Annotated in this window: 19 protein-coding genes; 10 read left to right on the top strand and 9 right to left on the bottom strand. The window is 38.5% G+C overall.

The window, feature by feature from the left end; translation table 11 throughout:
• Positions 1–37: 37 nt before the first annotated feature.
• From M3183_RS03055 to M3183_RS03040, 4 genes are all read right to left on the bottom strand, one after another.
• On the bottom strand, positions 38–994 hold the full coding sequence (locus tag M3183_RS03055) for an L-lactate dehydrogenase (protein WP_251466365.1): 957 nt from the start codon (positions 992–994) through the stop codon (positions 38–40).
• A 28-nt stretch (positions 995–1022) separates the two neighbouring features.
• Positions 1023–2639, bottom strand: a complete 1617-nt coding sequence (locus M3183_RS03050) for a lactate permease LctP family transporter (protein ID WP_251466363.1) — start codon at positions 2637–2639, stop codon at positions 1023–1025.
• Between the two features lie 291 nt (positions 2640–2930).
• The gene (locus M3183_RS03045) at positions 2931–4388 is read right to left on the bottom strand and encodes an aldehyde dehydrogenase family protein (RefSeq protein WP_251466361.1); all 1458 of its coding nucleotides are present in this window, start codon (positions 4386–4388) and stop codon (positions 2931–2933) included.
• 768 nt (positions 4389–5156) lie between these two features.
• A complete protein-coding gene (locus tag M3183_RS03040; RefSeq protein WP_251466359.1) occupies positions 5157–6044 on the bottom strand; it encodes a LysR family transcriptional regulator in 888 nt (295 codons plus the stop codon).
• Positions 6045–6288: 244 nt separating this feature from the next.
• On the opposite strand from M3183_RS03040, the gene M3183_RS03035 reads away from it, so the two are divergent.
• Complete coding sequence (locus tag M3183_RS03035) at positions 6289–6444, top strand: hypothetical protein (protein WP_251466357.1); 156 nt, start codon at positions 6289–6291, stop codon at positions 6442–6444.
• A 202-nt stretch (positions 6445–6646) separates the two neighbouring features.
• Positions 6647–7141, top strand: coding sequence for a hemerythrin domain-containing protein (locus M3183_RS03030; RefSeq protein ID WP_251466355.1), 495 nt, complete (start codon positions 6647–6649; stop codon positions 7139–7141).
• 88 nt (positions 7142–7229) lie between these two features.
• Here the strand turns inward: M3183_RS03030 and M3183_RS03025 are convergent, their stop codons facing one another.
• Complete coding sequence (locus M3183_RS03025) at positions 7230–8399, bottom strand: cadherin-like beta sandwich domain-containing protein (protein ID WP_251466353.1); 1170 nt, start codon at positions 8397–8399, stop codon at positions 7230–7232.
• Positions 8400–8612: 213 nt separating this feature from the next.
• Between M3183_RS03025 and M3183_RS03020 the strand changes: the two genes are divergently transcribed.
• A complete protein-coding gene (locus M3183_RS03020; protein ID WP_251466351.1) occupies positions 8613–9455 on the top strand; it encodes an aldo/keto reductase in 843 nt (280 codons plus the stop codon).
• A gap of 126 nt (positions 9456–9581) precedes the next feature.
• Here M3183_RS03020 and M3183_RS03015 read toward each other — a convergent pair whose 3' ends face one another.
• The 3 genes from M3183_RS03015 to M3183_RS03005 all read right to left on the bottom strand — a co-directional run bounded on the left by M3183_RS03015 (position 9582) and on the right by M3183_RS03005 (position 12032).
• Positions 9582–9953: a hypothetical protein gene (locus tag M3183_RS03015; protein WP_251466349.1), complete on the bottom strand. Its 372-nt coding sequence runs from the start codon at positions 9951–9953 to the stop codon at positions 9582–9584.
• Positions 9954–9977: 24 nt separating this feature from the next.
• Positions 9978–10496, bottom strand: a complete 519-nt coding sequence (locus tag M3183_RS03010) for an acyl-CoA thioesterase (protein ID WP_251466346.1) — start codon at positions 10494–10496, stop codon at positions 9978–9980.
• Positions 10497–10829: 333 nt separating this feature from the next.
• Positions 10830–12032 carry a threonine synthase gene (locus M3183_RS03005; RefSeq protein WP_251466344.1) on the bottom strand — a complete coding sequence of 401 codons (1203 nt, stop codon included), beginning with the start codon at positions 12030–12032 and terminating at the stop codon, positions 10830–10832.
• A 182-nt stretch (positions 12033–12214) separates the two neighbouring features.
• Between M3183_RS03005 and panD the strand changes: the two genes are divergently transcribed.
• The 7 genes from panD (at position 12215) to M3183_RS02970 (ending at position 18521) form a co-directional block, all read left to right on the top strand.
• Entirely contained in the window at positions 12215–12619 is a 405-nt protein-coding gene (gene panD / locus M3183_RS03000) for an aspartate 1-decarboxylase (protein WP_251466342.1), read from the top strand.
• Positions 12620–12827: 208 nt separating this feature from the next.
• Positions 12828–13502 carry a GntR family transcriptional regulator gene (locus M3183_RS02995; RefSeq protein ID WP_251466340.1) on the top strand — a complete coding sequence of 225 codons (675 nt, stop codon included), beginning with the start codon at positions 12828–12830 and terminating at the stop codon, positions 13500–13502.
• A gap of 89 nt (positions 13503–13591) precedes the next feature.
• Entirely contained in the window at positions 13592–13996 is a 405-nt protein-coding gene (locus M3183_RS02990) for a CidA/LrgA family protein (protein WP_251466338.1), read from the top strand.
• Positions 13966–14658 carry an LrgB family protein gene (locus M3183_RS02985; protein WP_251466336.1) on the top strand — a complete coding sequence of 231 codons (693 nt, stop codon included), beginning with the start codon at positions 13966–13968 and terminating at the stop codon, positions 14656–14658. The genes M3183_RS02990 and M3183_RS02985 overlap by 31 nt, the downstream gene beginning before the upstream one ends.
• Positions 14659–14896: 238 nt before the next feature.
• Positions 14897–15628: a GntR family transcriptional regulator gene (locus tag M3183_RS02980; protein WP_251466334.1), complete on the top strand. Its 732-nt coding sequence runs from the start codon at positions 14897–14899 to the stop codon at positions 15626–15628.
• Entirely contained in the window at positions 15621–17162 is a 1542-nt protein-coding gene (gntK, locus tag M3183_RS02975) for a gluconokinase (protein ID WP_251466332.1), read from the top strand. Before M3183_RS02980 ends, gntK begins: the two co-directional genes overlap by 8 nt.
• 12 nt (positions 17163–17174) lie before the next feature.
• Positions 17175–18521 carry a GntP family permease gene (locus tag M3183_RS02970; RefSeq protein ID WP_251466330.1) on the top strand — a complete coding sequence of 449 codons (1347 nt, stop codon included), beginning with the start codon at positions 17175–17177 and terminating at the stop codon, positions 18519–18521.
• 106 nt (positions 18522–18627) lie between these two features.
• On the opposite strand, the gene M3183_RS02965 is transcribed toward M3183_RS02970, so the two are convergent.
• Complete coding sequence (locus tag M3183_RS02965) at positions 18628–18849, bottom strand: hypothetical protein (RefSeq protein ID WP_251466328.1); 222 nt, start codon at positions 18847–18849, stop codon at positions 18628–18630.
• Between the last annotated feature and the right edge of the window lie 165 nt (positions 18850–19014).

Here is a 19014-nt window from a genome sequence, read left to right as displayed (position 1 = left end):
AGAGTGCAGCTTCCAGGGTCTTTCTTTCAATCCAGCCTCAGATATCCATTACAGGTTTCATCGTTTCTCTTAGCACGGAAACAGAATAATTAAATTGTTCCCGTTCCTTTTCACTAAGTTCAACTTCAATGATTTCTTGAATACCAGAACGGTTAATTTTAGCCGGCACCCCAATAAACACATCATTTTGCCCATATTCACCATTTAAATAAGCAGATACAGTCAGAATACTGTTTTCATTATTAAGAATTGCCTTTGTAATTCGTACCAGAGACATTCCTATTCCATAATAGGTTGCTCCTTTTCTCTCGATGATATGGTAGGCAGCATCACGGACATTTACAAAAATTTCTTCTAAACATTCCTTTTTCACATCACCCTTCCGTTCCAATACTGCACCGAGATGTTCGATACCAATCATGGCATGGCTCCAAACAGGAAATTCGGTATCTCCATGCTCTCCCATAATCACTGCATGGACATTTCTCGGATCGACATTAACATACTTCCCTAAGGCAAATCTTAAACGTGCAGAGTCTAATACGGTTCCAGAACCAATGACACGCTCCCTTGGCAGCCCTGATTCCTTCCAAGTTACATAGGTCAAGATATCCACTGGATTGGACGCCACTAAGAATATTCCATTAAAGCCTGTTTCCATAATACTTCTTACAATTTGTTTAAGGATCTTTGTATTCTTTTCTACTAATTGCAAACGGGTTTCGCCTGGTTTCTGCGGCAGCCCTGCTGTAATTACTACTAAGTCAGCGCTGGCACAATCTTGATAAGTTCCGCTCCAAACCTTCATTGGTGAAGGGGCAAACGGCACTCCATGGTTAAGGTCCATGGCTTCACCCTCAGCCCTTGCTTCATTTACATCAATTAACACTAGTTCCTCCGTAACTCCTCCCTGGTTAATAAGTGAATAGGCATAACTGCAGCCAACAGCACCTGTTCCAATTAATACAACACGATTTACTTTTTCGTTATCCATGATGATCACTCTCCATTCATTTAAAAAATTAAAATATGATCCAGCTAATGAGTCCAATAACAATTAGTAATCCTAAACTATATTTAATGGTTACCTTAAATAAATCACTATCTTTACCAGCCAGTCCCACTGCTGCGGCAGCAACAGCAATGGATTGCGGCGAGATCATTTTTGCCATTGTCCCGCCCATTACATTGACAGCAACCATGGTTTCAGGTGCGATGCCAATTTGTGAAGCAGTGACTGATTGAAGTGGAGCAAATAAAGACCCACTATTCACAACAGAACCCGTTAAAAAGACACCTAACCAGCCTAATACTGGTGAGAATACAGGAAAAACTTCACCTGTTGAAGCAAATGCCAAACCAAGTGTTGATGACATACCAGAATAGGTGCAAATATAAGCAAACGCAAGAACACTGCAAATGGTTAAAACAGGTGAAATTAATTCTTTAGCCGTTTCTTTTGCAATATCCCGCATCATTTTTCCATTACAGTGATAAAGAATACCAGCAACAATAATGGTAATCACAATGGCTGTTGTCGTAGATGAAAATAGGTCTAATTTAAATACAGCAGCCATTGGTGTTTGTTCCGGTGCAATGGGTGCGTGCTTAATCACCAAATTGTTTAACCCTGAAATGGGAAACATGAACACTAATTTTTCTAAAGGCCCGCCAGTCGAAAATAAATTTTTGAAAAAAGATAGATTAAACAATGTAACACTTATCGTTAGAAAGGCAAATGGCAGCCAAGCAAAAGCAATTTTTCCCAAAGAATAGGCAGCCTGTCTTTCTATTGTTTTTTCTTTATTTACACGGTAGACCTCCTTTGGTTTCCATACTTGTGAAAATAAAGCTAGTGCTATTAAGCTGACAATGGCAGCAAAAATATCTGCCAGCTCTGGACCTAAGAAAGTTAAAACAAGTGCCTGTGTAAGTCCAAAGGAAGCACCGCTGACCAAGATAGCAGGGAAAGTCTGCTTTATCCCCCTTACCCCGTCAACAATAAATATGAGTAAAAAGGCAATGATAATACTTATGATTGGAAGAACCAATGCTGTATATCTCCCAATCTCAAGACCATCCAAACCGGTAAGCAGTGCGGGGACCGTTACTGGAATCCCCATTGCCCCATATGCCCCGCCGGCAATGTTGGCAATCAAACAAAGGCTGGCTGCTTGTAATGGCTGAAATCCAAGTCCTACTAATATGGCTGCCGTTATAGCGACAGGTGCCCCAAATCCTGCAGCTCCTTCTAAAAAGGCGCCAAATGAAAAGGCCACAATAAGAACCTGCAGTCTCTGATCTGCCGTAATAAACGAGATACTATTTTCAATGACTTTAAATTTCCCTGTTTTTACGGTCATTTTATATAAGAAAATAGCAGCAAATACGATGGAGGCTGCCGGCCATATGCCAGCTAAGACTCCATATCCAGCTGACATCAAGACGAAAACAGCCGGCATCTTATAAATAAGGACAGCAAAAATTCCTGCCGTAATGATGCTGAGGAACCCAGCCATATAGCCTTTTAATTTAAAAACTGTCAACATTATAATAAAAAGGATGATGGGAATGGCAGCAATTAAAGCGGACATCCATATGTTACCCAAAGGATTATAAACTTGCTCCCATACATTCATGTTGTTCAACTCCCAGGTGTAGACCTTATGGTTTTAAAGAATACAATAATTATGTGAAACATTTCACATACAAGAGAATAGTACTACTCTTTTCTGTTAACAGGGATAGTATAGCATGCATTTATGAAGTTTTTCACAATACTTTTGAACAAACAATGAACATGCACGTAGATCCTCTATTTCAATAAAAAAAGGACCAGTTTTTGGTCCTTTTTCAAAAGCTTCTCCAAAAGAAGGAGAAGCGAAATTGGAGGTGCTTTATATTATAGTAAAGTCATTTATCAAGATGCTTTAGAACGGATAGTCCATTGGTTTTTCCTGCACGGATACCCATTTTGCTTGTGTAAATTCATCGACAATCCATGGATTACCAAATCGGCCTATACCGCTGCCTTTCATACCGCCAAAAGGGGTATTTGATAAACAGTTAACGGTTTGGTCGTTCACATGTGTCATGCCGGCTTCAATCTGTACAGCAGCTTCCTCGCCGCGGGCTAAATCACTGGTGAACACGGCAGAACTTAAACCATAGGAAGTGTCATTAGCCATTTCAATCGCCTCTTGATCGGAAGGTGCCTTAATCAGCGACACAACAGGAGAGAATAATTCCGTTTGTGCTAAGCTGCTATTGTTTTTAACATTACCAAAAATGTATGGTGTAAGAACGTTTCCTTCACGTTTACCTTCTAGTAATAATTCATTACCGGCCTCTTTCGCTTTTCCGATATAGCTTAATGCTTTATCCATTTGGACATGATTAATAAGCGGTCCAATGACTGTGGAAGGATCCTTTGGATTTCCATATGGAATTTGTTTTGCTTGTTCAACAAACTTACGTGCGAACTCATCATATAGATCTTCATGTACGATGATTCGGTTAATGCTCATACAAATTTGACCTTGGTGTAAGTATTTCCCCATAATAGCTGCTTTAACTGCTTGGTCAACATCTGCATCTTTTAAAACAACGAATGGATTATTTCCGCCAAGTTCTAATGCAGTGCGTTTCAACAAGCCGCCTGCAGCCTCTCCAATATGTTTACCCACACCAGTTGAACCTGTAAAGCTGATTAATTTTGAATACGGGTTTGTAATCATCGTATCTCCGATTTCCGAAATATCAGTAAGAATCGAATTGAACACACCTGCAGGAACACCTGCTTCTTCAAATGCTTTAGCAATAATAGAGCCGCCTGAAATACCTGTCTGAATATCGGCTTTATGAACAACTGCGTTCCCTAACGCTAATGCAGGAGCAATGGTACGCATGGATAGATATAAAGGGAAGTTAAACGGAGAAATAGACGAAATGACGCCAAGCGGCAAGCGATAAACTTTGTTTACTTTTCCAGGGATGACAGAGTCAACTGTGGCTGATTTGCCAACTTGATCAATCATTTTTAGTGATTCTTCTAAATCTGCGATAGAAAAGCTGACTTCTACATTACTTTTTAATACACTGCTTCCGGATTCTGTAACTAATACCTCAACAATTTCTTGTTGGTGTTCTTTGAAATAGGCGATAACTTTTTCAATGACGGATTTTCTTAACCCGGGATCTTTCGCCCATTCCTTTTGTGCTTTATTTGCTGCTTCAAATGCAGATTCTAATTGAGCCTTAGAGGCGATAGAAATTTTAGCTGCTACACTATCATCAAATGGGTTTAAATCATTATACGTACGACCAGTTTCTCCTTCAACCCATTCACCATTCATATAACTTTTAGTTAATGAAAAATATTGAGTCATAGAAAATCCTCCTAAAGTAAAGTTGGAAATATAAAAATCTATTAGTATCCTGTGCTATTTTTAATAATACTAAAATAACAATTACTATCATTTATAATGAACCTCGATTTATAAATTCGCAACATTTTAGTACTGTTAAACTGATTACCTGTTTCTATTTTAATTTTCTTGATATAACATTTATTCATTTTTTATACTTCTTAGATGGCGCCTTTACACCTTAAACTTTATTAGAGAGAAATCATTGTAGAAGTTATTTATGAATGGGTTATTTGTTTTAGGCTGTTTTCGTAAACTATGTTGTTATGCCAAGAAAAGCGGTGGTTTATTCTATTTAGGAATAAGCCGACTCTTCGAAAAAGCTGGATTACAGCCACTTGGAAGTAAAAAATAAGCGGAAGTTTTCCCGTTATTTGCAAATTTAAGCTTAAATAGTAAAAAATAAGCGGAGTTTTTTCCGTTATTCAATGAAAAGCACCCGATTTTAGCAGTTTAAAATCAAATAAGGGAAATTCCTCCGTCTATTTCAGCTAATTAACAACCAATTTCCTAAATAAGGGGAATTTCTACCTCTATTTTTTGAACGAATCTTAAAAAGGGAGCAAAAAGCAACAATCTTTTAGAAAAGAGCCTTGTTTAAGTAAGAATGGTTGAAATTACCTTATAATGAACCAAATATCACTAAATCAACATTACTATCAAGTAAAAAAGGAAGGAATGCATCTTTCCCAAGAGGAAAAATGCATTCCTTCCCTAAATTAAATGTTTTCAGGGGTGTTCCTCTACCCCCATTGTCTTTATAAAGTTTACAAAAGCCCTTGCAACATTCCACTCCAGCGATTCCTTATGATAATACATCCATGTTCTGCGTAATAAAGGCTCTCCGTTGGAATCTGTCAAATCCATTTTATATAACCCTTCCGTATCCTTTAACACCCTGCTGGATAAGATGCCGTAGCCAAGTCCATTTTTAACCATTTCCTTACAGGTATCAACCTGATCCACTTCAATACTAATGAATGGAGGCTGGGTATAATTTTTTGCCCACCAATTATCAATTAATAACTTTAATAAGTAATCACCGCTATAATCAATTCTTGGGAGATTAGGCAAGTCCGCTAAATCAATTGCCTTCTGAGAGGCAATTGAAACGGCTTCTTCAAATAATAAATGTTTCTTCAGTCCCCTGCCGCTGTAATCTCCTCGGACAAAGCCAATATGAACATCTTTATTGTGTATAAGCTGTGTGACATCTTTACTCCAGCCCGTCATCACTTTAAATTCCACATGAGGATATTTACCTTTAAATAATTTCAGAATATGGGGCAGCTCGTAATTAGCGAAAAAGTTTGATACACCTAATTTCAATGTTCCTGCAACATTATTTTCTTCATCATTACTCATATTCCGTACATGCTCTTTAATTTTATTAAATTGAGCTAGGATATCATCCGCACAATGAACAAGATATTCTCCCTGCGGGGTAAAATGAACGCCTCTGCTTTCACGAGTGACAATTTGAACGCCTAATTCCTCCTGCATATGCTTTAAACGGTTAGTTAATGCAGGCTGTGTAATGAACAAAAGCCTCGCTGCTTTCGTTATATTTTTTTGACTATAGAGGATCTTAAGAATTTCCCAATCACGGTAATCCACTATTTACCTCCAATATTTGCCATATAATATTTACTTATATCATACCATAATTTTTTAGCATTTTATTTATTTCCATTATTGCATTATGATTGGTCTGTAGCAATGAATAAAGAATAAAACATTCTTTTATGACCAGGATTGAGACTTCATTAGGCTAAGGATTTAACATCATGTTTTCTTAGCCATTCATTATAGAGGCCCTGTCTTTAGGAAAGAAAAAACTTTCATTTAGGAGGAAATTTCCATGTGGGTTATCACTCGTTATTTAGATTCAACTATTACGATGTTCGAATTCAAAACAGAACAAGAAGCAAAAGAGGCTCTTAAAGACATGAAGGGCTGCAAAATTCTTTCCGAAGTTATTTACTTCAATGACCCTTGTTTTCAGAAGACAGCCTAAAATCACTTCAATCTAATCAATAATTAAAAAATATAGATTCTATGATTTTCATTAAATGCGGGCCAGCCGATCAGACGGTTGGTCCGCATTTGTATTTAATCTGTTAGGTATCCATGCAATAGTGTGATGACGGTCACTAAATTACAGCCATTTTTGCCTTATGCTTTAAGAGGAATGAATAAAAGTTGGGGAGGATTCAAAGATGATATTAAGTGCTCCTCTGCAGCAATTAAGAGACGAACATGTATCACTCCGGGCAGATATGGACCTATTCTATGATATGACAGAAGAGATAGAATTCAATTCAGGACCCGGTGTGGTTCAACTGTTTGCGAAATTATACAAGCAAATTTCGGCCTTCAATGGAAAGCTAAAGGCACATTCCAAACGAGAGGAAGATGGGCTGTTCCCCATGATGGTCCGCCGCCTCGGAGAAAATGACAGAACGATTGAAACGATGGAAGCGGAACATGAGAAAGCGGAACAGCATTTAAAAGATTTTTTAGCAGAGGCTGACGAGCTGGGACCCGCCATTGATGAAGATGATGCCGAAACGATGACAGTATATGCTGTCCAGGCCCATGCTACCTTAATCCAACACTTCGCTAAGGAGGAGAAAATGCTGTTTCCGTTAGCAGAGCAAATACTGTCCGTTGACGAGAAGAATGAGCTTGGACGGCTGCTTCAAATTTTATAGAGAACATCCAAAGAGAAAGTCACCTGGAGTGCACATCCAAAATAGTGAGGCAGCGGGCACCATGTAAAATCACATAGCGCCCGCTGCCTTATGATGATTTTCTATCAAACACAAGAACATAGGTCTTTCGATCATCGTAATCATAGTTGACTACGACAGAAATAATGGTTTTATTATCATCTTCTAATTGAATTGTCTTTGTAGTGCCGCCTTCTATTTTGATTGTTGAACTGCTGTATGCCGCTGCAGGCGAAATGGTGACATTCTTTGTTCCTTTTTCTACTGCGATATGGTAAGTAAATTCATCCTTAACAAAAGAACTGTCCCACGTGCCTGTAGAAACGGTAAGAGACGAAAGCATGGCCTTACTTGTTTTTTGTTCTGAACCGGCTGTCTGCTGGGACCTTCCTGTTGCAGCCATTTCTTGCACTTTAACCGCTGGAACGTTATGTTGATTGTTTTGCTTCAGGTTTGCTTTCCGATTTGTACTGGACGATGAACTGGCTGCCGGCTGCGGACGAACAGCCGATTCCGCGTTTAACATATCCAGCTCCCTATCCTTACTCTCTAATCGTTTTACATGCAGGTTATACGTTTTTGATTCTCCATTTTCTGCCGTTACAGTAATGCGAATATCGCTTTCCCCGATTGGAACATCCACGTCAGCACCCTCTTTTGCAGCCAATTTATTATTAACTTTTACAGTGGATGTTTCTGCGGCGGCAGCTGGAACAACTTTGATCCTCTCTTTGGCATTTAGCCCTTTAATATGATAACTGGTAATCGCTGAAGAAAAAACTGGGGACAACACGCCGCTTGATAATTGAATGTCTTTCAGTGAATTATTCGCATTTTGCTTTCTGGTAATGGTAAGCTGATACGTACGGGGTTCACTCGTTCTGTTATGAACTGTAATGATGAAAACATTTTCCCCCGTCTTTAGTGAATAAATCTTGGGAGAACCATTTCCTGCAGCTTCTCCATTAACTGTAATGGAAGAATCCGGCGTGCTTCCTTCTAAAAGTAAATGAATTTCTTGAATCTCATTTTCCACTGTACCAGAGTATGTCTTTACATCAGGTGAGAATGACTGGTCAAGCTTCAGCCCCTGAATTTCTAATTTTAACAGCTGGTTTGACTCCTGTGCTGTTTCGGCCTCTGCTGCATTTTCCGCATATGCATGTGGTATGTAACTGACCGTTCCTAATCCCATGATCGAGGCTGCAAGTAAGATTTTTAATTTCCTTGGGTTTACCATCAGCCAATCCTCCCATCAACGATTTTTATAATTAGTGCATCTTGGATTAACGGTACCAATTAAAGCTTAAGTTTTTCTTAATTTATTGACTCTGTTAAGTAGATAAGTTGACTTTTGTTCCATTTTTAGGTAATTGTTTTAAGTGGTGATACAATCAAAAAATCAGTTCACCGAAAAATTATTTTAATTGAACTAACCGGAGGTGCAGATAAAATGGTGAAGAGTATAAAGGAAACAACTATATTAAAAAACGGCGTCAAAATGCCTTGGCTTGGTATTGGAGTATTTAAAGTTAAAGAAGGACCTGAATTAGTACATGCTTTAAAGTTCGCTATTAAACATGGCTATCGAAGCATTGATACAGCAGCCATTTATAAAAATGAAGAAGGGGTTGGGCAGGCAATCCGTGAAGGACTTGAAGAAACAGGCATCTCCAGGGAAGACTTATTTGTCACTTCAAAAGTTTGGAATTCTGATTTAGGTTATGACTCAACGATTGCTGCCTTTGACTTGAGTTTAAAGAAACTTGGTTTAGATTATTTAGATTTATATCTGATCCACTGGCCTGTAGAAGGGAAATACAAAGAAGCGTGGCGTGCATTAGAAACGCTTTATAACCAAGGAAAGGTAAGAGCAATTGGGGTAAGCAATTTCAAAGTTCATCATTTAGAAGACTTAATGAAAGATGCAGAAATTATTCCAATGGTGAATCAAGTGGAATACCATCCACGCTTATCGCAAAAGGAAATTCAGGCCTTTTGCCGTGAACATGAAATTCAATTAGAAGCCTGGTCTCCGCTTATGCAAGGTCAATTGTTAGATAACCCAGTGCTCCAAGAAATTGCACATGCTCATAATAAAACAACGGCTCAGATTATAATCCGCTGGGATTTACAAAATGAAGTTATCACGATTCCTAAATCAACAAAAGAGCAGCGAATCGTTGAAAATGCAAGCGTATTTGATTTTGAACTAACAATGGATGAAATGAATCGAATTGATCAACTGAATCAAAACCATCGAGTCGGACCAGACCCTGATCATATTGACTTTTAGGCTTAAAAAAATGGACGCTCCTAAAAAAGGCGTCCATTTTTAACTTTATTATAAATGCTTTGCTGCTCATAAAATTTCTATGCCTGTCCGAGGCATGGATAAGAATATTTAACCAATAGGAAGCTTTTAATGGATGATTTTCGGACCCACTAATTCTCTCGGTTTTTCCCCTAATGCTAACTTGCTAATATTGGCATAGCTGATTTGTTTATATGAGTTTAGCAGGTGTTTTAATTCAGGGAATCTTTTATCTGTTTTTAATTTATCAATTTCCTGTTGATAGATAGACAATACGTATTCATTTTGGAACTCGGGAACGTATTTACTTGGGTCTTCATCCATTAATAATGCACCCATATATTGAAACCCATACTGCAATTGGTGGGTCAGATGAATGACATTTAAAAATTTTTGATAAATCGTTGGTTCTTCAGCATTTAAATTAGCGATAGCCATTTGTGCATCTTTTAATTCCTCGTAACCAGATGATACTAACACACAATCAAACTCCATTCGTTTAAATTAATAATTCCAGGGTTTGTCTATCGTAAGTTTGGACACAAGGTCTTTATTTTGATCCCTCTTTAACTTGCGGATTTTTTCACGTTCTTTTCCCATTTCAAATAAATACTTTTCTTCCTCTGTTACCGGAATAACCGGCGGCACTTTCAGCGGTTTCTTATTTTCATCAAGCGGAACAAATGTTAAAAATGCAGTAGCTGCAATTCTACGGTGTCCAGATTCAAGGTCTTCAGCAATCACTTTACAAAAAATCTCCATGGACTTTCTTCCGGTATAGCAGACAAACGATTCAATACAAACAGAATCACTTACCATAATCGGCTCAATGAAATTAACAGAGTCTGTTGATGCTGTAACACATTGCTTTACCCGTGTATGCCTGCGGGCAGAAAGTGTTGCACAAGCATCCATCTTTTTCATTAAAACTCCGCCAAATAATGTATGATAATTGTTCAAATCATTAATGAGCACTTGATCAGTATGAACAATACGGGTTTCGCTAACTTTATTTGCTTCCATTTATTATCACCTTTATATATTAAGCATTTTCCTCATCACAAAAATAATCACAAGGGCATTTATAATATATCCAAAGCAGATTTAAAAATGTAATACTGCCAAACCATTATTATCCAAAGTCCAGAGCAGGGCCGCTTCGAATACTATCGAATTCATGACAGAAATGATTTAGTTCAAAGCTTTACATTCTTTCAACTGCCTGTATTTTTAAACATATTCCTTCGTATAAATATTTTGATATTACTTGTTGCCTGCGTACAATTTGCACAGCTTGTGAATTCAACCACCTGCCGCTCGATATCTTACTATCTAACGCCGGCGATTTAATTTTGCTTACGTTAATTTAACCCATTCTTGATAATCCCTGATTACGGGTAAATGATGCTGATTCCAAGGCAGGTATTTTAGTGCATGTGAGGTGTTAAATAATACTACTTCATCTGTGGGACGTATCCAGCCCTGATCAATAAGGTGAATGAGCCCTGCCCATGTCGCTGCTCCCTCAGGAGATGAAGAAATACCATATGAGCCCAGGGCAGCCTTGCCTTGTTGAATCTCATCTTTTGTGACCGCAATGGCTGTTCCGCCTGACTGACGAAGAATGGAAACAATCAAATCACCATCTGGCGGGCTTGGCACGCGCATGCCTGTTGGACTTGAACGAACACCATGAGTCCGCGGCTTGAAAGCCTCTTTGCTTTCTAGAGCATTGACAATCGGCTGGCACCCCTTCTCCTGTATGCTTACCATACGCGGAAAGTCCCCATGAATGAATCCCAATTGTTTTAACTGTTGAAATGCATTCCACATTCCTATGATTCCTGAGCCTCCTCCTGTCGGATAAATGATCACATCGGGAAATTTCCAATTAAGCTGTTCCGCTAACTCCAGCCCCATTGTCTTTTTTCCTTCCACTCTTCCTGGTTCCTTGAGTGTCCCGACATTGTACCATCCCTGTTCCTTTTCGCCATCCACTATAATTTTCCCAGCATCATGGATGAGTCCATCCACCAAGAATGTATGGGCACCATAATGTTTACATTCTTCTACAATGATTCCAGGGCAATCTTGAGGCAGAAAGATGAAGGCTTCCATCCCTGCATGACCAGCATAGGCTGCTAAAGCTGAGCCGGCATTTCCATTTGAATTTACTGTTACCTTTTGGATATTGTGCTCCTTTGCGATGGATACAGCCGCTGAAAAGCCCCGTGATTTAAAGCTGCCCGTCGGGTTTTGTTCTTCTCTTTTTACCCAAAGTTTTTGAAGCGGAAGGGTTCGTTCAGCACGATGAAGCCGAACTAACGGGGTCCATCCTTCTCCTAATGAAATGATATTCTCCTTTTTATGAATAGGAAGAAGCTCTCTGTATCTCCACATGGCAGTGTCACGTTCTTTTAGGTTTTCCTTTGTGAGTGTCCAGCCCGCTTCTTCCAGATCGTATTCCACTAATAATGTTCCGCCGCAGCTGCATTTCGTTTCTCTTATTTTAAACGCCATCTGTTTCCCGCATTTTTTACAACTTAATCCATAACGCATAGATTATTTCCCCCTATCCAGCTCTTACTTGTACCAGATTATGTGAGGATGTCGAGATTGTAAGGGCGGATAAATACTGGGTTTCTTTTTAAAGATGTCTTACTCACCATTAAATCTGTTATGACATAAGCTGTTACAGTATTTGTGACTTCATAAACAGAAAGCAGAGGGTATACTTCACAATGAAAAGACTTATGTGTAAAGGGAAAATTCACCGTGCCGTCGTAACGGAAGCAGACCTTAATTATGTAGGAAGCATTACAATCGATGCTCAACTTATGAAAATGGCGAATATCTATCCATATGAAATGGTGCAGGTTACCAGTCTTCGTAATGCGACACGCTGGAAAACCTATGCCCTGCCAGCCCCTGAAGGCTCGGGTAAAATTTGCCTTAACGGCCCTCCGGCACATTTATTTAAACCAGGAGATCTGGTGATTATTTTGAGTTTGGGACTCTTGGATGAGGATGAAGTAAAAAAACTTATTCCCAGAGTGGTTTTTGTTGATGACATGAATCAAATTACACGTTATGAGGATCACCCTCTATTCAATGATGCCGGAAAAATGAACTGGGATAGCTTATAGTCAATCAGTAAAGATACAAAATAACTAACAAAGCCACAAGGCATTTGTGAATAGACCCTTATCGGGAGGTTGTAAAAAGGCGAAACAAGTGATATACTTTTTCCATTGGCATCTGGTATACCAGATGCCATATTCTTTTCCATAGATTTATACACTGTACTGATAATCTCATACGATATAACAACTATTAGATAAAGGACGAAAATTGATGACCTTCTTAAAAGCGGAACAGCCCCAACTATTTAAAGATCATGCCTATAAAGAAATTAAGAAAGCCATTATACAACACCAAATTGAACCCGGATCGATGTTATATGAACGGTCACTCAGTGAAAGTCTTGGGATCAGCCGCACCCCATTAAAATTAGCTTTGCAGCAGCTGGAATTAGAAGGATGGATTCTATCTGTACCAAGAAAAGGCATTTCGGTCAAAACGATTAATAAACAGGATGTTGATGAAGTTTTTCAACTGCGAAAAGCAAACGAAGTATTGGCCATTGAACTGCTGATTCCTCTTCTTAATCATGAAACAATCGATAAGATTGAGAAGGCAGACGAGCAGCTATATGACTTTAGGGAAGATCCTTTAAAGTTTGTCTATTATGATTCTTCCTTTCACCTGCTCCTGGCAGAGTTAAGCCAAAATCATCGATTGTATCAGTTAATCCATAACCTCACTGACCAGTTTAATTGGTTTAGATTCGCTGCTTTAAAGGCTGGACAAAGCGTAGATGAGATTTATTACGAACATAAATTAATGATTGAGGGGCTAAAAACAAGGAATGTACGCCAAACAACAGAGGCTGTCTTGAACCATATTGATCATGCACAAACCATAATAGCCAATCTTATAGATAATGAAGAAAACCCTATGACTCATTGATTCACTTTTAACTTGAATTAAGTGTCTTTTTTATATCAATCATTAATAGGAAGAAGGGAAATTTCCCCCCAAAAAGAGGGGACACAAGCATGAAAGCTCTTATTATCATATTACAAATATGTATTTTATATATTTTTACTTTTATTGGAACTGTTATTCACACCTATTTCCACCTGATTATTCCAGGCAGTATAATTGGTCTCTTATTATTATTTATTTGTTTATGTTTAAAAATAATCCCAGTTAAGTATATAGAGAATGGGGCAGGTTTTCTGTTAAGCATACTAATGCTATTTTTTATCCCGAAAACAGTTGGGATCATGAACTATCCTTCCTTGCTTTCTATTCATGGAGTGCTGTTCGTTGCAGCTGTACTTTTAAGTACCATTATTACCATTGCCATAGCGGGAATAGCGGGTCAGTTTCTGGAGAAAAGGGGACAAAAAGGAGGGGATGATAAGGAATGCAGCAGATTCTCTTCCCATTCAGCATGATTTTATTAACCGTGGCTGCTTATTTTTTAATGACTAAATTATATAAACGTTTTTCTTATCCCTTTTTAATACCCATTTTAACTGCAACCACTCTTATTATCGTGTTCCTTTTAGTGTTCCATATTCCTTATAACAGCTATATGATGGGCGGACAATGGATTAATTCGCTTTTAGGACCGTCCGTTGTGGCACTTGCTTATCCATTGTATAAGCAGCGTCATTTTTTAATGAATCATTTAGTCCCCATATTAGGAGGGGTTTTAATTGCAGCTGTATCTGGAATGGTCAGTGTCGGTCTTCTGGCTAAGTTACTCGATATCAATCATACATTAATTCTTTCTATCATTCCTAAATCCCTTACGACTCCTGTTGCAATTGAAGTAGCTGGAGAATTGGGAGGAAATGCTTCCATGACAATTGTTGGTGTAATGATTGCGGGGATTTTCGGGTCAATAGCAGCACCTTCTATTTTTAAATTTCTGCGTGTGCATAGCCCGATTGGCAGAGGGATTGCTCTAGGCAGTGCATCTCATGCTATTGGAACTTCTAAAGCTGCCGAGTACAGTGAACTGACCTTTTCGATGAGTTCTGTTACGATGACTTTGTGTGCCATCATCGGCTCCTTTTTAGGCCCAATTGTCGTATGGCTGATTCAAATTTGAAAAACCCTCTGCTCATTTAAAATTAACGGTTTTACTATATTAAATTTCATAGAAAAGGCTCTGGCATCACACTTTCAATGCTAGAGTCTTTTTTTATGACCGCCTTTCTCTCATATAATTTTAGGACTGCGGGAAATATTTACAAGAACTGCAGTTTAATAAAACGCTTGCATTATAGTCAATTTCATTTATAATACTTGTATACAGGTATACATGAATTTTTTAGAAGGTGAATTTTTTGAATAAATCTAAGGAATTTCTTTATCCTCAAAAATGGCTTTCCAAAGCTTCAACTGGAGACCGTGTAGCTCATGAACTTAGGATGCGTATTATTTCCGGCTTGATTGAAAGCGATACCACCTTATCAGAAAATAAATTAGCTGCAGAGTTTGAAGTGAGCCGTTCTCCCATTCGTGAAGCGTTAAAAACGCTATCATCTGAAAATATCATCCGATTAGAAAAAATGGGTGCTATTGTAATTGGTTTAACAGAAAAGGAAATAGAAGAAATATATGATGTTCGTCTGCTGATAGAAACGTTTGTGTTTGAACGTCTTGTAAAAATGGACACGAGTGAATTAACAATGGAACTTAGCAAAATAGTAGAAATGATGAAGGTTGCCGTGAAGTATCAAGATGCTGATGAATTTTCCTATCAAGATGTCTTGTTCCACGAAACGATCATTCGTTCTGTTGATCATTCCTACATCCTGATGATTTGGAATAATTTAAAACCCGTGATGGAAAGTTTCATTCTCTTATCCATGCGTGTACGGTTCAAGGAAAAGTATGATGACTTTACCCGGATTGTAAAAAATCATGAACTATATATTGATGCAATAAAAACAAAGGATAGGAACCTCATGATTAAGTCTCTGCATGAAAACTTTGATGATGTTCAAGGAAAGGTAGAGGACTTATGGAGGTCACAGCAAATGCTATCTAAAGGAGCGGAACAGCAAGATGACTAGCTATATGTTAGGTATTGATATCGGTACCACGAGCACCAAAGCCGTGTTATTTAGTGACAAGGGGAAAGTCATTCAATATGAAAATATAGGCTACCCCCTGTACACACCGGATATCTCTACGGCTGAACAGAATCCAGAAGAGATTTTCCAAGCGGTACTGGAAGTTATTTCGAATATTATGAAAGCCCATTCAGATAAAAAACCGTCGTTTATTTCTTTTAGCAGTGCAATGCACAGTGTTATAGCTATAGATGAAAACGATCAGCCGCTTACCCCTGTCATCACTTGGGCGGATAACCGCAGTGAAGCATGGGCACATAAAATCAAACAAGAGTTAAATGGTCATGAGGTCTATAAACGAACAGGAACACCGATTCACCCTATGTCACCATTAAGCAAGATTGCCTGGATTGTGCATGAACGTCCAGAAATAGCTGATAAAGCGAAAAAATATATCGGCATCAAAGAGTTTATTTTTAAAAGATTCTTTGGTCAATATGTTGTTGATTATTCCCTTGCTTCCTGCATGGGAATGATGAATCTTGAAAAATTAGATTGGGACGAAGAGGCATTAAAGATTGCAGGTGTTATACCTGATCAACTATCTAAGCTTGTACCAACAACAAAGATTTTCAGCAATTGCAATCCAGATTTAGCAAAACAAATAGGGATTGATCCACAAACCCCATTTGTTATCGGTGCAAGTGATGGAGTGCTGTCAAATCTAGGTGTCAACGCTATTCGAAAAGGTGAAATTGCGGTAACCATTGGGACAAGCGGTGCCATTCGAACCATTATTGACAAACCGCAGACAGACGAAAAAGGAAGAATCTTCTGTTATGCCTTAACAGAAAACCATTGGGTCATAGGCGGACCGGTAAATAATGGGGGGATGGTCCTTCGCTGGATCCGGGATGAGCTCGCATCATCAGAAGTAGAAACAGCGAAAAGACTTGGAATTGACCCTTACGAAGTCTTAACCAAGATTGCTGAACGTGTAAAACCAGGTGCAGGTGGATTATTATTTCACCCATACCTTGCAGGGGAACGTGCACCATTATGGAATCCTGACGTGCGCGGATCATTCTTTGGTTTAACCATGTCACATAAAAAAGAACACATGATTCGAGCCGCCTTAGAAGGTGTTATTTTCAATTTATATACCGTATTTTTAGCCCTGACTGAATGCATGGATGGTCCTGTAACACGCATTCAAGCAACAGGAGGATTTGCAAGATCAGAGGTTTGGAGGCAAATGATGTCAGACATTTTCGCCTCAGACGTCGTCGTACCGGAAAGCTATGAAAGTTCATGTTTGGGTGCATGTATTTTAGGCTTATATGCCGCCGGCAAAATTGACTCATTTGAGATCGTTTCTGAAATGGTTGGCAGCACCTTCAAACATACGCCTAAAGAAGATGCAACAAAAGAGTACAGGCAATTGCTTCCGATTTTTATTCATTTATCCAGAGCATTAGAAGAAGATTATACACGTATTGCCGATTATCAAAGAAGTTTAGCAAAACACTACTAGGAGGAACTAACAATGCCATTAGTTATTGTCGCAATTGGAATTGTCGCATTATTAATTTTAATAATGGGCTTTAAACTTAACACTTTTATCTCATTAATCATTGTATCATTTGGGGTTGCTTTAGCACTCGGAATGCCGTTAGATACCATTGTTAAAACCATTGAAACAGGATTAGGCGGAACACTTGGCCACCTGGCGTTAATTTTCGGACTTGGAGCCATGTTAGGGAAGCTGATCGCAGATTCAGGGGGCGCGCAGCGAATTGCGATGACCCTTGTTAACAAATTTGGCGAAAAAAATATTCAATGGGCTGTCGTGCTTGCCTCCTTTATTATTGGGGTTGCACTATTCTTTGAAGTAGGATTAGTATTATTAATTCCAATTGTCTTTGCCATTTCGAGACAGCTGAAGGTCTCTATATTATTTCTGGGAATTCCAATGGTAGCAGCTTTATCTGTCACTCATGGATTTTTGCCGCCGCATCCAGGGCCTACGGCTATTGCGGGCGAGTTTGGTGCAAACATTGGTGAAGTATTACTTTACGGCATTATTGCTGCTGTTCCTACAGTTATTTTAGCTGGTCCTGTATTCACAAGACTTGCTAAAAAATTGGTACCGGATTCATTCACAAAGTCTGGTGATATCGCTTCTTTAGGGAAACAAAAAGAATTTAAGTTAGAGGATACACCTGGATTTGGAATCAGTGTATTTACTGCCTTACTGCCTGTTATTTTAATGTCGATTGCTACCATTATTACTCTTCTTCAGAAATTGATTGGATTTGAAGATAATAGTTTCCTAGCATTTATTCGTTTTATTGGTGAAGCTGGTACTGCTATGCTGATTTCCTTATTAGTTGCCGTCTATACAATGGGATTAGCAAGAAAAATTCCAATTAAAAATGTAATGGAATCTTGTACAACCGCTATCTCACAGATTGGAATGATGCTCTTAATTATTGGCGGCGGCGGTGCCTTTAAACAAGTCTTAATTGACGGTGGTGTTGGTGACTTTGTTGCCGAATTATTCAAAGGAAGTTCATTATCACCCATCCTGTTAGCTTGGATCATTGCTGCAATCTTACGTATTTCTTTAGGTTCAGCAACAGTGGCTGCACTAACAACATCTGGGCTGGTCATTCCAATGTTAGGACAAACTGACGCTAACCTTGCTCTAGTTGTACTGGCAACAGGCGCTGGCAGTGTCATTGCATCTCACGTTAACGATGCTGGTTTCTGGATGTTCAAAGAATATTTTGGGTTAAGCATGAAAGAAACATTTGCCACATGGACCTTACTTGAAACCATTATATCTGTTGCCGGTCTTGCAGTAATTTTATTATTAAGCTTATTTGTGTAAACACTTCCAATTACTTATTCTAGAAGAATAGCTAAGCCAGCCAAGGTATGCCGCATAATGTCCTTGGCTGGCTTTTTTACTTCCTGAAACATTCCATTCTGCGGTTTCAGCTTTTTCGAAATTGTAATTGAAAGAATATCCCTAAACAAACCAATCCTAAGACTGCGTTAAAGATCACCTGCCACAATGGAGCATTATAAGATGTGAAAGACCCAAATAGGTGGAAGTATTTAGATATTGCTCCAGCTTCAAAAGCTAAAAACAAAATAAACCAAAACCATGACTTAAAACGTAAATATTGTTTTATGTAATAAAACCATGAATTCACCTTTCACCCCCCATCTCTAACTTGCAGCCCCTGTCAGCTTTTATAATTCATAAACATTTTACCTCTAAAAGGTAAAGTTCAATTGGTTTCTTCCTGTTTCTTAAACTTATATTATCATTGACCCGCTAAATAAAATAATTTTTCTTGATCAACATGGATGGGAAT

Origin of the sequence: Neobacillus mesonae, from assembly GCF_023715155.1 — a bacterium.
GTDB lineage: Bacteria > Bacillota > Bacilli > Bacillales > Cytobacillaceae > Neobacillus > Neobacillus mesonae_A.
Note: the sequence above shows the minus strand (reverse complement) of the source record. Positions and strands in the feature narration are given on the sequence as shown.

What these genes read in the sequence shown, in the direction of transcription:
- M3183_RS03055 (WP_251466365.1), bottom strand. Translation starts at nt 994, where the DNA reads ATGGATAACGAAAAAGTAAATCGTGTTGTATTAATTGGAACAGGTGCT.
- M3183_RS03050 (WP_251466363.1), bottom strand. Translation starts at nt 2,639, where the DNA reads ATGAATGTATGGGAGCAAGTTTATAATCCTTTGGGTAACATATGGATG.
- M3183_RS03045 (WP_251466361.1), bottom strand. Translation starts at nt 4,388, where the DNA reads ATGACTCAATATTTTTCATTAACTAAAAGTTATATGAATGGTGAATGG.
- M3183_RS03035 (WP_251466357.1), top strand. Translation starts at nt 6,289, where the DNA reads ATGTGGGTTATCACTCGTTATTTAGATTCAACTATTACGATGTTCGAA.
- M3183_RS03030 (WP_251466355.1), top strand. Translation starts at nt 6,647, where the DNA reads ATGATATTAAGTGCTCCTCTGCAGCAATTAAGAGACGAACATGTATCA.
- M3183_RS03025 (WP_251466353.1), bottom strand. Translation starts at nt 8,399, where the DNA reads ATGGTAAACCCAAGGAAATTAAAAATCTTACTTGCAGCCTCGATCATG.
- M3183_RS03020 (WP_251466351.1), top strand. Translation starts at nt 8,613, where the DNA reads ATGGTGAAGAGTATAAAGGAAACAACTATATTAAAAAACGGCGTCAAA.
- M3183_RS03010 (WP_251466346.1), bottom strand. Translation starts at nt 10,496, where the DNA reads ATGGAAGCAAATAAAGTTAGCGAAACCCGTATTGTTCATACTGATCAA.
- M3183_RS03005 (WP_251466344.1), bottom strand. Translation starts at nt 12,032, where the DNA reads ATGCGTTATGGATTAAGTTGTAAAAAATGCGGGAAACAGATGGCGTTT.
- panD (WP_251466342.1), top strand. Translation starts at nt 12,215, where the DNA reads ATGAAAAGACTTATGTGTAAAGGGAAAATTCACCGTGCCGTCGTAACG.
- M3183_RS02995 (WP_251466340.1), top strand. Translation starts at nt 12,828, where the DNA reads ATGACCTTCTTAAAAGCGGAACAGCCCCAACTATTTAAAGATCATGCC.
- M3183_RS02990 (WP_251466338.1), top strand. Translation starts at nt 13,592, where the DNA reads ATGAAAGCTCTTATTATCATATTACAAATATGTATTTTATATATTTTT.
- M3183_RS02985 (WP_251466336.1), top strand. Translation starts at nt 13,966, where the DNA reads ATGCAGCAGATTCTCTTCCCATTCAGCATGATTTTATTAACCGTGGCT.
- gntK (WP_251466332.1), top strand. Translation starts at nt 15,621, where the DNA reads ATGACTAGCTATATGTTAGGTATTGATATCGGTACCACGAGCACCAAA.
- M3183_RS02970 (WP_251466330.1), top strand. Translation starts at nt 17,175, where the DNA reads ATGCCATTAGTTATTGTCGCAATTGGAATTGTCGCATTATTAATTTTA.